The following is a 14,682-nucleotide window of genomic DNA, read 5'->3' as shown; positions in this document are numbered from 1 at the left end:
ATCACTGGATTGATATCGAACGATGTCCACCAGAAAGATCCGAAATGGTCGGTGTGTTTGTTCGGGGTTTGGGTATTCCCAGCGGATCGCAGTTCCGGTCCCTTGTCAAAGTAAGTCGCATCTGTAGCCAGCGCTTTAGTACAGAGAAGTTCTCTCAGACCATCATAATTTAGTTGGAACTGACCGAGGTGTTCGAGAATTTTGGTCCTCCCGTTGGCAGAGCCCGAGCTGGGAAATCTTGGCCACCAGGAACCTCCCTTCGCGTCGTGCGACTACACAGGCCCAGAAGCAAAGCAGCAATGTGAACAACTGAGAGAATCCGACAGCTTTCTTGCCGAGACAAAGAGACGGAAACTGCCAGCATACACATTAGGTACCCATTTACGGGAAAGGTACAGGACGCCAATCCCTGTCCGAATGGCGCCCCTATTGGCCCTGATCCGAGGTTCACCGCGAAACTAGGTCAATGCATCCGAAAGCTGCTTGAGGAAATCCTCGGCTGCTTCACGGTCGAACGCCCTGCCGTCGATCCGGATACGGAGTTCATCGGGTCCAACCTCGGCGCTGATGCCACCGCCGCCAGGCAGTGCACGGCGTGCGATGCGTTCGATCTGCTGCGGCCGCCCTCCTCGTGAACTTTGTTTTCGGGGTGCAAAAGTCTGCGTCAACAGATTGTCCAGAAGCGCCCATTCCGCCTTTGCGTCCTGAACGTCAGTCCCGGCCAACGCCTCTCGCAATTGAGGCTGGGCACCTTCCCGCAGCGCAGCCGCCAATCGCAACCCAGCCTTTTCAGACAGGGCTACCGGGTGCTGTAGAAGATCCCCCAGCGCCTCATGCACAACGGCAAAACTGCGCACCTTGGACCGTTTAGCCTTGGATGCCGCCGCAAACAGCACATCTACGGCCGCCTCAATCGATGGGAATACCCCCTGCCCTGCCGCCAATACTGCAATACGGCCTCTCTCATACGGGCTAAGGTCGGATCGCAGCTCATTCTCTTCGACCATCGAGACATAGGCGCCCTGCCCTGCCCCAGCCTCGCGAACAAAAGCCGGAATCTCCCGGAATCTTTCGTCCGTTTCAGCTAACCGTGTGAACGCGTCCAACCTCCGGTAGCCTGAGATCAGGCCGTATCCCTCTGGCGTTCTTGTGACTTCGATCGGCGTGCGCAAACCATGAACACGTAGCGATTCCAACAACTCGGCCATTGCTTCTTCATCATCGACCATTCGGTCACGACGAATGAAATCCGCATCAATCTGGTCCAGCGCCACCGTTTCGGCAACCAACCCGGCATCCTGTGCCTCACGCCAACGTGCAGCATCCCCTTGGTCCTGAGCCAGCGCGACACGGTCGGTAACGGCCGCCATTCCGTTCAGCGCCGCCGTCTCACCCGCTACCTGCGCAATTGGCGGGGCGGCAGATTTGGTTTCGAACGGGCCAACAGACGGTTTCGCGGCGAAACCCGCCTCTAGCTCTTCCAGTTCGGTCGCGTCCGGGGCGATAAGTCGTCTGCGCTTAGCCATTTGCCTGCTCCTCCATCTGTGCATCGCGCCACCAGCAGCCGATCAGCAGTTCCTTGAATTCGGCATATGTCCGGTCGAACGCCTCTCGTCCGCGCACGTAGGTATCTCGGTTGAAATCACGATAGTCCGCTTCGTAGATGCCATTGACCTGCTCACCGGCCTGCCCGACCAGCGCTGTATAGTCTTGCCGGTATGCGTTCATGAAATCCCCGAAGTAAGCCTGAATGACGTTTGCCATATCGGTTTGCTGGCTTGCGTCAAACCGCGTGATGATGGCCCGCACTACATCCCATTCGAATTTAAGTTCAGGTAAACCTGCCGCACGCTGCGCTGTATTTTCGCCATCCTCGATACTGGCGAAGGTCGTATATAGCATGTCAAAGAACCTGCCCGTCGAATCGAACTCCAGAAACGATGCCCCAAGCGGCACCAGCAGGATATCCGCTGCCGCCAGCGCATTGATCGTAAGGTACCCAAGAGCAGGAGGCGTATCGAGGAATACGACATCGTAGTCGTTCAGAATGCCCTCGTCCTGCAGGAAATTGGTGAGGCCATCCCATAACGGCCAGCTGCGCAATCCCATGCGCCAAACAGGTATCTGGAATTCGGCCCAGTAGAGGTTCAACTGAGCGCCAATCAGATCGATATTGGGCCAGTGAGTTTTCTGGATGACATCACGAGGTTGAGTGGTCAGTGCTTCTTGCAGGGTTTCATCCAGTGGGATTTCCGGTTGTCCCGCCGCTGTACGCACCCGGTTTTCTTCCTGCACCGCACGCGCATAGTCCTTGGCGATCAACGGAAAGACGGTTTGCCATTCATCGGCGACAGTACCGCCCAGAATTGACGTCATCGATCCCTGGCTATCCAAGTCAATAACAAGAACCTTGTATCCATCCAGAGCCGCTGACATCGCCAGATGAGCAGCGGTGGAGGTTTTGCCAACACCCCCCTTGAAGTTAGCCACCGCTGCAACCTTTGCAGGTTGTCCTTCAGGGCGATAGGGCTGGTATTCCTTGGTGCTGACGCCTTCGGCCGCAAAGTGCTGCCGCAAAATCAGAACCTCCTCGAGAGAGAACCACTTGGATCCGCCTTCACCTTCTCCCTGGGGAAGCTCGGGATTGGCTTTGAGTACCCGGCGAAGGTGAGCCGGAGCAACCGGAAGCAAATACTTGGTAATTTCCCAAGTTGAAAATTTGCGAAGGCGTTTTTCGCCGTCGGGTGCATAACCGCGCCGCGCAAGGTCTTCACGACCCTTGCCGCAGAAAGCAGCCGCTTTTGCGAATCGCGAAGTGCCAATAGGATCAGGTAACTTTTCAGCTGCCGCCTTAGGATCCAGATTCAGATAGGGGGGCAGGGGAGGTTGCGTAGGTTTGTTCACTGTCGATGCCTCTGAATATGTTCGCCTTACCAGCGTATATTCGACAATCTAGCGAACATTTATGCGCAGCGCTATCTTTCTTTCCCGTGTTTTCCACAGAAACGGGTTTATCAGTGGGGTTTCGCCGCGAAACCAATGGAAAATAACAAAAGACACACCAACAAAGGTTTTATTTTTTTAAGGTCTTTAGATTCTTTATCGGAACTTTAGCCTGCAATAACAATAAGATAAGCTATCTTGAGTACCAACATACGGGATGAAAGGTACCCGCTTGCAGGATAATGAGTGACTGATTCCGGGACAAAATGGACCAAGAAGCAGGAACAAGAGGCCCGATTCGCAGGAGGCTGAATTTATTGAGGCTTTAGGGTCTAACATTAACACTGTTGCCTTCCAGTCGGCGGCGATATTGCCAGTGTTGAGTCCAGGAAAGACCATTTTCTGTGGATAACTCAGGTGGCCCTGATTTAAGGTACCTGTCTGCGGGATTGCGGCTCTCCCGTATTTGGGTACCCAAATCCATTTGATTGGAAGGTACCTTTCATGTCACAAATAGCAAAACGAGCAGCCAGGCAGAATCATGCCGGATACACAATTGGACATGGACCACCTAGCGGGCGCCCTGCGCCGGGAGACGGTCAAAAAGAACGTCGCCGCGATTCACATCAGCGGCAAGCTGACGCTATTGCAGCGTAAGCTTTCAAACGTCCTGTTGCTCAATGCGTATGACGCGTTGACCTCAGCTGCGACGCACACAATTGACGCGCGAACGCTGGCAATGATGGTTGGCTACAACTCCAACGACTTCGATACTCTGCGCGCCAGTTTGCGTGCGTTGGCCGAGACTGTGGCCGAGTGGGACATGTTGGATGAACAGGGCCGACAGGAGTGGGGTGTTTCTTCCCTGCTGAGTTTCGCCAAACTCAAGAACGGAGTGTGCGAGTACGCATATTCTCCGGCCTTGGCGCAAAAGCTCTATGATCCCAAGATCTATGCGCTAATCAATGTGCATATTCAGCGAAACTTCAACTCGGGTCACGGGCTGGCCTTGTATGAAAACTGCTATCGTTTTGTCCGGACAGGCTCCACTGGATGGTGGTCACTGGACGTGTTTCGCAAACTGATGGGTGTCGATGGCAGCGATTATTATGCCAGTTTCAAGCACCTGAATGCCAAAATTATCAAAACCGCCGTGGCAGAGGTGAACAAAAGCTCTGACATTGTGATTGAGCCCCAGTTTCAGAAAAAGGGACGGACAGTAACCGATATTCGTTTTCTGATCCGCAGCAATCCGCAAAAAGCGATGTTCGAAATCGACGACAGTGACGGCGTGCGCAATCTGGGTGTCTACAAGACGTTGCGAAAGCAAGGTGTCTCGGATCGGCTGGCTCGGCAGTGGATTGCGGAACACGGCGAAGAATACGTGCAGGAAAAACTTAACTACGTTGTCGGGCAGGGGAGTATCAAGTCGACCGTGGGTTATTTGTCGGCTGCGTTGCGCGACGACTATCAGGCTCAAGATAAGCCTTCGCAACAGGAAGAACCCAGCCCGGAAGCGTTGGAGGCCGCCAGAAAGCGGCAGGCAGAGAAAGCGCAAGAGGACCAGGCCTATGAATTGCGCGCCGCAGAACGGGCCGATCGGTCCAGAAAGCTCTCAATCGTGGAAGAGCTGGTTTCGCGGCGAAACCCTACACAACGGGATGCAGATAAGCGTCTGTTTATGTCTGGCCTGAACGACGAACTGGACCGCGAGCACTTTCGAGCTCATGGCTGGCGGTCAGGTCTGAACGCCAAAGCCATTTTTACATTCTGGGAGGAGCTTGAACCGGACGCTTTTGACTAGGCCATGGGCCATAGTATCACTAGCAACTGGCTGGCGCATTGCCAGCCAAATGTCGGACTATGTCCAAAACCCAATGACACGTTCAACCAGCCAGTAGGCGGAAACAGCCCCAACAAAGTAGCTGACTGCTGTATTCATCACCTGCAGGCTGGATTTCCCGACCGGGACAATAAATTTGAGCGTCCAACCAATGACCAGTACTGCAGCTACAAACAGGATCTGACCGATCTCCACACCCAGATTGAATCCAAGCAAGGCGACAAAAATGTCCCCCTCAGGCAATCCGATATCGCTCAGCGCTCCGGCAAATCCAAGCCCATGCAACAGCCCGAACGAGAATGAGACAACCCAAGGCGCCCGTTCAGACAAGCGGGGCGCGTCGTCGGTTCTTTTGGCTATTTCGACTGCAAGAAAAATTATCGACAAGGCAATGACCGCCTCGACCGGAGGTGCGGGTACGTGGATCAGGCCCAGAGAGGCAAGGGCAAGCGTAATACTATGGGCTGCAGTAAAAGCCGTAATTGCCCCCAGCAGCCGCCAGAAGTCGCGGATCAGAAAGAGCAGGGCAAAGACGAATAGCAGATGGTCAAACCCCTCCAGAATATGTTCAACGCCCAAGGTGATGTAGGTGCGCAAAACGGACAGACCGGTTGTGTCTTCAGGGACTACGAAAGTGATCTGGTCAGGAACAAGCCGTGTGGTTGATGCTGGGCTGTCCAGCAAGTCAACGCGCAGCAAGACATCGGTACGGGTGTCCTCAAGTCCTGGAACTTCAATCGTCATACCCGCAAGGCCGCTGGGGCAACGGGTCGTCCACTCTGAGATCCACGCAGCGCCGTCAAATCGCGGGGCAGGGGGGGCAGTGACTTCGCAAATCTCCGGCAGTCTGGCTTCGATTGCCATCGGCTTTTGCTGAACGTCAGGCTTTCGCCAGAAAACGCGGTACGTTTCCGGTGATATTTCGGTTATTTCCAGATACCCCGGATCCAGCGCATGGGCTCGGAGATCGGCAGGAGTAACGAAATTTATGCCGATCGCAATGCATGTTGTCAAAAATACATTTAAAAACAAATACTTAAACATCATTCTTCGTCTATTTTGACCTGATACTTGCTCAAAAGTGCTTCATTCAGCCTATCCCGCGCATTTTCCTGTCGACCCTCCCGCCATTTTAACAGAACCGCCGCGCGGGCGGTCTCGAACTCTGGCAAGGTTGCGTCGGCCTTTTCCAGAATGCGCACCAGATGCAGGCCATAACCAGACGGGACCGGGCCGTCCCATTTCCCGGGTTCCAAATCATCCAGCGAAGCCGCAAAACCGACACCGAATATACCGTCAATCCGGGGGGCGTTCATCGGTGGGACCTGAGCGGGCAAAAGGCTCAGCGCTCCGATCCCGTCCGGAACGCGCCCTGCGTTCAGCTCTTTCAGAATCCCGTCCGCAGAACCTGCAAAGTCCTCGTCCAGCAACACCTGATCAAAGGCAACCGATCCGGGAGTTTCAAACTCCGCCCTTTCAGTCAGAAACAGATCCATCAGTTCTTCGTCATCCGGGGTTTCAGCACTTGCCGCCGAAGTTGCAATGAACTCCATCTTTTGTCGCAACCGATTTCGGATCACGGCGTCCCCTTCATCCATCCGCAAGGCGCGCGCTTCGCGAACAAGGATTTCCTCGAATACCTGATTGTCGATCAGCGCTTTCAGCTCATCCGGATCGGGTTTGCGTCGCCAGGTTGCTTCAAATTGATTCTCCAAGGCCGTTATGTCGGCTTGGGTAATTTGAATCTCCAAGGCTTCAGGTTGCGTCTGGGGGGTATCGGCAAAGCTGTACAGCGCGAAAATACCGGCGCCCATGAGCAGGAAATGAACAAATGGTTCCCGCACAATGCGGAGGAATAAAGATTCTGACACGACGGACCCGACATGAATTGAACTATAAGGTGATCCTAGACCACCTCAGTCAGTCCGCAAGCCTTGGGTGAAGGGTTGCTCTAGGTCGTTGCCGGTCAGAAATCCAGACCCAGATCGACGGTTCTGTAGGAATGTGTCAGCGCGCCTGAAGAAATGTAGTCGACCCCGGTTGCGGCGATTGCGGCCACGGTGTCACGGGTGACGTTGCCGGATGCCTCGCTTACCAAGCGACCTTCGATCATCCCGACGGCCTTGTGCAGCGTATCCGGTGACATGTTGTCCAGCAGAACCACATTCGTACCGCCGGTTTCCAGAACCTCTGATAGCTGGTCCAGAGTGTCGACTTCGATTTCGACTTTCATCATGTGCGAGGCAGTCGCCTTGGTTGCCTCAAGAACCTTGCGGATGCCACCGGCTGCGGCGATGTGATTGTCCTTGATCAGGATCGCATCGGACAGTGAATAGCGGTGATTGAACCCGCCACCGTGCAGAACGGCCTGCTTCTCGACAATACGCAGACCCGGCGTGGTTTTGCGGGTGCAGGTTATGCGTGCGTTTGTTCCGTTAGTTTCGGCGACCAGAGCGGCGGTTTGGGTCGCAATCCCGCTCAGCCTTCCGGCGAAATTCAACGCAACGCGCTCACCGCTTAGGATCGAGGCTGCGCTGCCCCGGATTTCCATAAGCGTGTCACCCTTTGCGCATGTGATGCCGTCAGCAACCAAAGTTGTGACCTCCAGCGTCGGATCAACCAGCCGAAAGGCCAGCGCCGCGATCTGCATCCCGGATACCACGGCGTCTTCGCGTGCGTTCAGCCGCGCAGTATAAGTGGTGCCCGAAGGAATCACCGTTCGCGTGGTGATGTCGCCATAGCTGCCCAGATCCTCCATCAGCGCGTTGCGCACCAGAGGTTCAAGAATAAGGTCGGGCAGGGTGGCGGTGTTCATACTGCTTCCTTTGCAATGGTGCTCCGCAGCGCAACTGCGCGGTCAAGTGTCAGACGCGACCGCTGGCCGGGATCGGGCAGGGGGCTTGGAAAATCGGACCGGAAATGCGCGCCACGGCTTTCCTTGCGCAAGAGTGCCGCGGCGGCAATCAGGGTGGCGGTTGCGGTCATGTTGAGAAACCCGTCGTCGGATAGACTATCAGCCTCCAGCCGCGCGATGTCGTTCAGCGCAGCCTTCAGCCCCGTCTCGTCCCGGACAACGCCGACATTTCTGGTCATTGTCTGCCGAAGTTCCATAACCGCATGTGTATCGGTCTTTGAGCCGCCATCGTGAAAGGACAGCACAACCTCGGGCAGGTCACTGGATTCCTCAACGCTGCCCAGAATGTCCAATGCACAAGCGCGCGCAAAAACCAAAGCTTCGAGCAGACCGTTCGACGCCAGACGATTTGCGCCGTGCAGTCCGGTGGATGCGGCCTCGCCACAGGCCCAAAGACCATCCAGCGACGTGCGCCCGTCAAGGCCGGTGGCGATGCCCCCCATATGGTAGTGGGCAGCGGCGGCCACGGGAATCGGGGATAGGGAAGGGTTCACGCCATTACGACGGCAGGCGTCGGCCACAGCCGGGAATTCAACGCCGATCCGATCACCGATGGCCTGTCGTGTGTCCAGAACCGGGCGGTTGCCGGCCTGAGCTTCGGCAAAGATCGCCCTTGCCACGATGTCCCGGGGGGCCAATTCAGCGTCGGGATGGATGTCAGCCATGAACCGGTGGCCATCGCGGTTGACCAGAACTGCACCTTCCCCGCGCAGCGCTTCGGTTGCAAGCGGGGCAGGGTCCTCACCGACATCAATGGCCGTGGGGTGGAATTGAACGAATTCCGCATCCGCGATTTCCGCACCAGCGCGCGCGGCCATTCCGATCACCTGACCGCGTATGCGCGGGGGATTGGTCGTCAGGGCATAAAGCCCGCCAGAACCACCGCCCGCCAGCAGACAGGCGGACCCTCGCAACACGACCGGTTGCGACCCGCCTTCCGAGGAGGAGGTCAAAACGACACCCGTGACGCGTTGCCCCTGCGTTTCCAGCCGAACGGCCTGTGCGCCTTCGAAAACCTGAACCGAAGGGGTCTTCCGCAGCTCGGCGATCAGCGCGCGCATGATCTCGGCTCCGGCCTGATCCCCTTTGACGCGAACGACGCGCGCTATGCTGTGGGCCGCCTCATGCGACAGGACATAGCCACCATCCGCAGTGCGATCAAAACCCGTGCCAAGATCGGTCAGGTCCAGAATATGATCGCGCGCTGCGCGGGTCACATATTCGGCCACATCCTGCAGAACGACCCCGGCTCCGGCCTTTTCCGTATCTGCTGCGTGTGCCTCGGGGCTGTCGGCGGGGTTCATCGCCGCGGCGACACCGCCCTGAGCCCATGCCGAACTTGCCCCATAACCAAGCGGATCAGGCGAGATCATCACAACCGGGCGGGGCGCCAGTTTCAGCGCTGCATAAACGGCGGCAAGGCCGGCGCCCACTATGACCACCCGATTGGTGGTGATCTCTTGCATGGCCTGACTCAGATGCCCAGCTTGCGCGAAAGGTCGATCATGCGCTGAACAGAAAGTCGCGCCTTGTCGGCGACGGTCGCGTCAACTTCGACCTGACCGGTCATGGTATCCAGCGCATACAGCACCTTCTCTAAAGTGATCTTTTTCATGTAGGGGCACATGTTGCAGGGTCCGACGAATTCGACCTCGGGCAGTTCATCCGCAATATTCGACGCCATCGAACATTCGGTGATCAGCAGCGCCTTTTCCGGCTTTTCCTTCGTCACATAGTTGATGATACCGCTGGTCGAGCCGGAATAATCCGCCTCGGCCACCACGTCGGGCGGGCATTCGGGATGTGCGATCAGCCGGGTACCGGGGTTCCACTCGCGGAAATCGCGCAGGTCCTGCGGAGAGTATTGCTCGTGCACGATGCACGACCCCTCCCACCAGACGACGTTCTTTTGCGGAACATCCTTGGCCACGTTTTGCGCCAGATACTGATCCGGCGTCATGATCACCGTATGGCTTTCCTGTGCGGCAACGATCTGAGCGGCATTGGACGAGGTGCAGCAGATATCGGATGCGGCCTTAACTTCGGCCGTGGTGTTGACATAGGTCACCACCGGCGCGCCGGGATAGCGGCGGCGCATTTCGGCAATCCCGTCGGCCGTTATCGATTCGGCCAGCGAACATCCGGCCTCCATATCCGGCATCAGGACAGTCTTGTCCGGGCTCAGAATCTTGGAGGTTTCAGCCATGAAGTGCACACCGCACTGAACGATGACATCCGCCTCGACCTCGGTGGCCTTGATGGCCAGCTGCAGGCTGTCGCCGACAAAGTCTGAGATACCGTGATAGATTTCGGGGGTCATATAATTGTGACCCAAAATCACGGCGTTACGTTCCTTTTTAAGCTGATTGATCGCCTTGACATAGGGCGCATAGATCGCCCAGTCCGCAGGCGATACGACACGGTTCATACGGTCGTAGACATCGCTCATCTCCGCCGCCAGTTCGGGCGAGGGGGAAAGGTCGTATTTTTCGGAAAGGTTTGCGCGCAGCGTGGGTAGGTCGAACACGGGTTTGTATTCTCTGCCTGTTAGTATCCTGACGTGGAATAGTTGTTTATTGTCCCATTGGCCATAGTGTTGTGCCGCTAACAGTCCGGTAAAGTTATTCATCGGCGGACCGTCGACGCGTCCACCAGTCAAAATTTCTGTCTAACCTGTGCGCGTCCGTAGTTCGGATGTGTAATCCAGAAGCCATGTTCTGAACTGTCGCGCTGGCGGGCGAAGGGCCGCGCGGTCAGGGTAAATCAGGTGATACGCCTCTTGCCCCGGAACCTGGATGTCGGGCAGGCAGGGGACAAGTCCGGTCGCTCGAATAGCTGAATCCGAAGCGGGTGCGCGCGCCAGCGCAATGCCGACGCCATTCACCGCCAGCTCGGTCGCCATCAGCGAATTGTCTGCAAAGAAGTACCTTGCCAAACCATGAGACAGCCGCAGTTCCTCAAACACACCGGGCCAGCTGGCCCGATGGGTGGAGACCTCGATCAGGGTATGGTTGAACAGGTCCTGAGCAGAGTGGATGCTGGCCGCAATATCCGGTCTCGCGACTGGATACAGAACCTCGCGCATCAACTCGTCCCCGTCTGTGCCAAACAGTGATGGATTGCCGAATACGATTTGCAAGTCGGTGAATTGATTTGCAAAATCCGCGATCATGTTGCCGGTGCTCAGGGCCAGACTGATCCGGGGGTGGGCGGCTTGAAACTCGGGCACGCCCCGGGCCAGAACACCATGCGCGAACAGCAGAACGGATTGAACGAAAAGCCGTTGTTCGCGGCTTTCGCCGAACAGGCCGGTTGTTGCGGTTTCCAGCATCAGCAACGATTGCTGGACTGATGGCAGATAGGCCCGCCCGGCCTCGGTCAGCGTCACCGCGTGCGCGTGACGCTGGAACAGGGGCGTGCCCAGCCGGGTTTCCAGCGCCTTGACCTGCTGACTGACGGCAGCGGGCGACATATTCAGCTGCACAGCCGCGCGTGCGAAACTTTCGGTGCGGGCCGCAGCTTCGAACACGCGAAGCCAGTTGAGGGAAGGAATGCGGGTGCTCATGTCCGCAGGCTAAGCAAAACTTATCCTTACCGGCAAGACAATATGTGCTGAGAATCCGGCGGGCGGTCATAGTGTCTTCGCCAGCGAACTGAAATCCGCTGCTTTGCAGCCTTGCCCAAGCCATGAGAGTCGAGACATGACAAGTCCCGCCAATGCTCCGCGCCCCAAGCGGAAAATCTGGAACTACACACCCCAACTGCCGATTCAAACCTCGCCCTATTGGGACTGGCCGATGAAGCCGCTGGCATCGCTGAAATACCTGCTGCAAAGCTGGAACCCGCTGGCGTTGCGGACGTTGATGCTGATTTTTGCTATCATCACATGGAATTACCTGACGCCGTCTCTGTCCCGGATCGAAACGCTAAGCTGGGACTGGGTGGCGGAGATCTGGTTCCGCAATTTCTGCATTCTGATGGTTGTCGCCGGTGGCCTGCATCTGGCGCTGTGGAAGGTCCGCACGCAACAGGATGAATACCGCTATGACATGCGCCCGATGATGAAGGGCGCCAAGGTGTTTACCTTCAAGAATCAGGTCTGGGACAACATGTTCTGGACGCTTGGCCCGGCGCTGACCTTCTGGACCTTCTGGGAATGTTTCATCCTGTACGCCTATGCCAATGGCTGGATCACGATGATCACCTTTGACAGCAACCCTGTCTGGTTCTCGGTCGTGACGATCCTGATCCCTGTCTGGGCGGGCTTCCATTTCTACTGGCTGCACCGGCTGCTCCATGTCGGTCCGCTGTACACCAAGGTTCACGCTTGGCATCACCGCAACATCAACACCGGACCGTGGTCGGGTCTGGCGATGCACCCGGTGGAAAGCTTTTTCCTGATGTTCGACACGATGATCTTCTTCCTTGTGCCGTCGCACCCGATCCACGCGATCTTTCTGCTGTTCCACCACGGGATTGGCGCGCCAACCTCGCATGCAGGGTTCGAACATCTGAAGCTCGGCAAGAATGCCAAATTCCAGGTGGGTGACTTTTTCCACCAGCTGCACCACAAGTTTTTCGACTGCAACTACGGCACATGGGAAACTCCGTGGGATGAGTGGTTCAATACCTTCCATGACGGTTCGGACGACGGAAACGAAATGGTGAAGGAACGCCGCCGCAAAATCTGGGCCGCCGAATAACACAGGCAAGCAAGGAATCCTCAGAAGCCGGGCCTTTCGGGGTCCGGCAATTCACGTTTGAAAGACAGGGAACGCGATGAAAAACATCTATACTTTTGGCCGCCGACCGGCGCAGCGCAACTATACCGTCAAGGACCTGCTGGACCTGAAAAAGACCGGCCAGCGCCTGACCATGTGCAACCCGGCCAACGAGGCCGAAATGCAGGCCTGCGTCGATGCGGGGATCGACCTTCTGACGCTATGGGACGTGCATCTGGACATGGCGCGCGAAATTGCGCCGACGCACTTTGCAGGCACCGCCATGAACTGGGGTCAGTTCGCCACCAAGGATGAAATCATGCGCCACGCCATCGACTGCATGGAAAAGGGCGCGGACATGTATTTCACCAATCGATCCTATGAAGTGGTCGAGATGTTGGCCAAAGAAGGTATTCCGGTTCAGGTCCACATGGGTCTGGTGCCGTCGCTCAGCCACTGGGCGGGTGGTCTGCGTGCCTTTGGCCGTACCGCCGATGAGGCGATGCAGATTCACGACACGTTCAAGCGCTATGAAAACGCCGGTGCATTCGCATGTGAGATCGAGTGTGTGGCCGAAGACACCCTGCGCCTTCTGAATGATCGCACCTCGATCGTTACCATCTCGCTGGGATCGGGCAATGCGGGCGACGTGATCTTCCTGTTCATGGCCGATATCTGCGGCGAGGCCGAGAACCCGCCGCGCCACGCCCATGCGTTCCGCGATCTGGGCCGCCTGCACAATCAGATGTATCAGGAGCGCGTCGAGGCACTGCAAGAGTTTCAGTCGGAAGTGCGCGCCAAGGCATTCCCCTATCCGGCACAGGCGATTTCGATGCGGGATGGTGAGCTGGAAAAACTTCAGGAATCTCTGGACAAGATTTGATCGGCGCAAGCCATCCGGAAAACAAGGACCGGTGCCTGAAAAGGCGCCGGAGTCTCAATAGATCAGGATTTCTGTTTGAGCTGATGAAATCCTATTCGGTGGGTATGGATCGCCCGGTTTTGGCCTTTTCCGTCAGCAGGAATGTAAGCGCCCCAAGGCCGCCGGCAGCAAACATGACCCCCTGCCAGACCAGACCTGCGGCCAGAATAACGGCGGCATCTCCGTAGAGAGGGGCCAGAATGCTGGCCAGGGTCCCCTCACGCAAGCCCAGCCCGTTCAGTGACACGGGCAGCACCGCGACCAGTTTGGCGATGGGCCAGGCAAACAGCCAATGACCCGGTTCGATCCCCGCTCCGGCGGCCTGGGCCAGCCGGAAGGAAATATAGACAAGCCCGAACTGGATTGCGGCGGACAGGCAAAGCGCCAGGCAAAGATGCAGGCGCCGTTTCGACAAGGTTGCAAACTCGTCACCCAAAGAGTGAACGAAGTTTCGACCGGGCAAGGATGGCGCCACGGTCCAGATAAGCGGAAGCAGCCGGAAACCAACAACTGCCAGTGCCGTGAAACCCAGAAAGACCAGCACGGTTTCTATGGTCAGGCTGACACTTCCACCGCTGGTCAGCGCCCAGGACAAACCAATGACGGACAGGATAATCAAAGCCGCAAAATCTATGAACCTGTCGGTAGCGCCCGCTGCAACAACATGGGGGCCGTTGCCGGTGGCCGCATAGACGATACCACCCCTGACCGCGTCGCCGCCGATGGCGCCGGGCAGGCAAAGCCCTGCCGCCAGTCCGGAATAATGTGATCGGATCGCCGTAAGCGGCGAAACCTTGAAATCGAGGATGAACCACCACTTGAGTGCTGCGGCCAAATGCAAAGCCAGAAACGCGGCCAGAACCAGCAGAAAGTCCCGGACGGTCAGGCGACTGAAGGCTTCGGACAGCGCATCAAGCGGAATGACCCAGAACAACGCGGTCAGGATCAGCGCCGACCCGGCGACGCGCAACAGGTACTTCTTTGTTGCGCTGGATTTACCCTTCCCGGTCATTTGACGGTTTCTTTCGCTCTCATCAATCGCACTCCAAAACTCAAAAAAAGGTTCACCCCGGACAATAGGACAGATTGGGACATCAAGGGTGTGAATACTAAAATACTATATCTTCGACCTGTTTATTCTGCGGCTTCTCTGCAGTCTTCTTCAGGGTTGCCAAGTAACGCTAAATACGTTCACAAATCCGATTTTCACCTTCAAGATCCGGGACCGAAAGCTCAATTCAACAGCGGGTATGTTTATCAGAGGCTTGTGTCGTGATTTTGTCAACAAATGATGCCCTGAGTGGGAAAAGTTAACCTATGGGCAACAGAGGCCCATCGA

General features: G+C 56.7%; 12 protein-coding genes. 3 read left to right on the top strand and 9 right to left on the bottom strand.

The annotated features are described in order from the left end of the window. Window positions 1-458: 458 nt before the first annotated feature. Together ACR0D6_RS16060 and ACR0D6_RS16055 are read right to left on the bottom strand one after the other, a co-directional pair. Window positions 459-1,526, bottom strand: coding sequence for a ParB/RepB/Spo0J family partition protein (locus ACR0D6_RS16060; RefSeq protein ID WP_480766221.1), 1,068 nt, complete (start codon window positions 1,524-1,526; stop codon window positions 459-461). Continuing rightward, window positions 1,519-2,904 (bottom strand): AAA family ATPase, encoded by a 1,386-nt coding sequence (locus ACR0D6_RS16055; protein ID WP_480766220.1) that lies wholly within the window; start codon window positions 2,902-2,904, stop codon window positions 1,519-1,521. Before ACR0D6_RS16055 ends, ACR0D6_RS16060 begins: the two co-directional genes overlap by 8 nt. Before the next feature lie 580 nt (window positions 2,905-3,484). Between ACR0D6_RS16055 and ACR0D6_RS16050 the strand changes: the two genes are divergently transcribed. Further along, a complete protein-coding gene (locus ACR0D6_RS16050) occupies window positions 3,485-4,747 on the top strand; it encodes a replication initiation protein (protein ID WP_480766219.1) in 1,263 nt (420 codons plus the stop codon). Window positions 4,748-4,804: 57 nt separating this feature from the next. Here the strand turns inward: ACR0D6_RS16050 and ACR0D6_RS16045 are convergent, their stop codons facing one another. From ACR0D6_RS16045 to ACR0D6_RS16020, 6 genes are all read right to left on the bottom strand, one after another. Beyond that, entirely contained in the window at window positions 4,805-5,650 is an 846-nt protein-coding gene (locus ACR0D6_RS16045; RefSeq protein WP_480766218.1) for a HupE/UreJ family protein, read from the bottom strand. Window positions 5,651-5,829: 179 nt separating this feature from the next. Continuing rightward, the gene (locus ACR0D6_RS16040) at window positions 5,830-6,600 is read right to left on the bottom strand and encodes a peptidyl-prolyl cis-trans isomerase (protein WP_480766217.1); all 771 of its coding nucleotides are present in this window, start codon (window positions 6,598-6,600) and stop codon (window positions 5,830-5,832) included. A gap of 152 nt (window positions 6,601-6,752) precedes the next feature. Next, a complete protein-coding gene (gene nadC, locus ACR0D6_RS16035; RefSeq protein WP_480766216.1) occupies window positions 6,753-7,601 on the bottom strand; it encodes a carboxylating nicotinate-nucleotide diphosphorylase in 849 nt (282 codons plus the stop codon). Then, a complete protein-coding gene (locus tag ACR0D6_RS16030; protein WP_480766215.1) occupies window positions 7,598-9,166 on the bottom strand; it encodes an L-aspartate oxidase in 1,569 nt (522 codons plus the stop codon). The genes nadC and ACR0D6_RS16030 overlap by 4 nt, the downstream gene beginning before the upstream one ends. An 8-nt stretch (window positions 9,167-9,174) precedes the next feature. After that, on the bottom strand, window positions 9,175-10,227 hold the full coding sequence (gene nadA / locus ACR0D6_RS16025) for a quinolinate synthase NadA (protein ID WP_480452053.1): 1,053 nt from the start codon (window positions 10,225-10,227) through the stop codon (window positions 9,175-9,177). Window positions 10,228-10,368: 141 nt separating this feature from the next. Continuing rightward, window positions 10,369-11,265 carry a LysR family transcriptional regulator gene (locus ACR0D6_RS16020; RefSeq protein WP_480766214.1) on the bottom strand — a complete coding sequence of 299 codons (897 nt, stop codon included), beginning with the start codon at window positions 11,263-11,265 and terminating at the stop codon, window positions 10,369-10,371. 136 nt (window positions 11,266-11,401) lie between these two features. Between ACR0D6_RS16020 and ACR0D6_RS16015 the strand changes: the two genes are divergently transcribed. Beyond that, a complete protein-coding gene (locus ACR0D6_RS16015; RefSeq protein WP_480766213.1) occupies window positions 11,402-12,403 on the top strand; it encodes a sterol desaturase family protein in 1,002 nt (333 codons plus the stop codon). A 76-nt stretch (window positions 12,404-12,479) separates the two neighbouring features. Further along, window positions 12,480-13,304 (top strand): 3-methyl-2-oxobutanoate hydroxymethyltransferase, encoded by an 825-nt coding sequence (locus tag ACR0D6_RS16010; protein ID WP_480766212.1) that lies wholly within the window; start codon window positions 12,480-12,482, stop codon window positions 13,302-13,304. Window positions 13,305-13,395: 91 nt separating this feature from the next. Here the strand turns inward: ACR0D6_RS16010 and ACR0D6_RS16005 are convergent, their stop codons facing one another. Continuing rightward, window positions 13,396-14,355, bottom strand: coding sequence for a lysylphosphatidylglycerol synthase transmembrane domain-containing protein (locus ACR0D6_RS16005; protein WP_480452047.1), 960 nt, complete (start codon window positions 14,353-14,355; stop codon window positions 13,396-13,398). Between the last annotated feature and the right edge of the window lie 327 nt (window positions 14,356-14,682).

Source organism: Ruegeria sp. BJ6 (genome assembly GCF_056537885.1).
Note: the sequence above shows the minus strand (reverse complement) of the source record. Positions and strands in the feature narration are given on the sequence as shown.

Bases quoted from the DNA above. Each gene is read 5' to 3' on its own strand.
- nadC (WP_480766216.1), bottom strand. From the start codon at position 7,601: ATGAACACCGCCACCCTGCCCGACCTTATTCTTGAACCTCTGGTGCGC.
- ACR0D6_RS16045 (WP_480766218.1), bottom strand. From the start codon at position 5,650: ATGGCAATCGAAGCCAGACTGCCGGAGATTTGCGAAGTCACTGCCCCC.
- ACR0D6_RS16030 (WP_480766215.1), bottom strand. From the start codon at position 9,166: ATGCAAGAGATCACCACCAATCGGGTGGTCATAGTGGGCGCCGGCCTT.
- ACR0D6_RS16040 (WP_480766217.1), bottom strand. From the start codon at position 6,600: ATGGGCGCCGGTATTTTCGCGCTGTACAGCTTTGCCGATACCCCCCAG.
- ACR0D6_RS16005 (WP_480452047.1), bottom strand. From the start codon at position 14,355: ATGACCGGGAAGGGTAAATCCAGCGCAACAAAGAAGTACCTGTTGCGC.
- ACR0D6_RS16015 (WP_480766213.1), top strand. From the start codon at position 11,402: ATGACAAGTCCCGCCAATGCTCCGCGCCCCAAGCGGAAAATCTGGAAC.
- ACR0D6_RS16050 (WP_480766219.1), top strand. From the start codon at position 3,485: ATGCCGGATACACAATTGGACATGGACCACCTAGCGGGCGCCCTGCGC.
- ACR0D6_RS16010 (WP_480766212.1), top strand. From the start codon at position 12,480: ATGAAAAACATCTATACTTTTGGCCGCCGACCGGCGCAGCGCAACTAT.
- ACR0D6_RS16020 (WP_480766214.1), bottom strand. From the start codon at position 11,265: ATGAGCACCCGCATTCCTTCCCTCAACTGGCTTCGCGTGTTCGAAGCT.
- ACR0D6_RS16060 (WP_480766221.1), bottom strand. From the start codon at position 1,526: ATGGCTAAGCGCAGACGACTTATCGCCCCGGACGCGACCGAACTGGAA.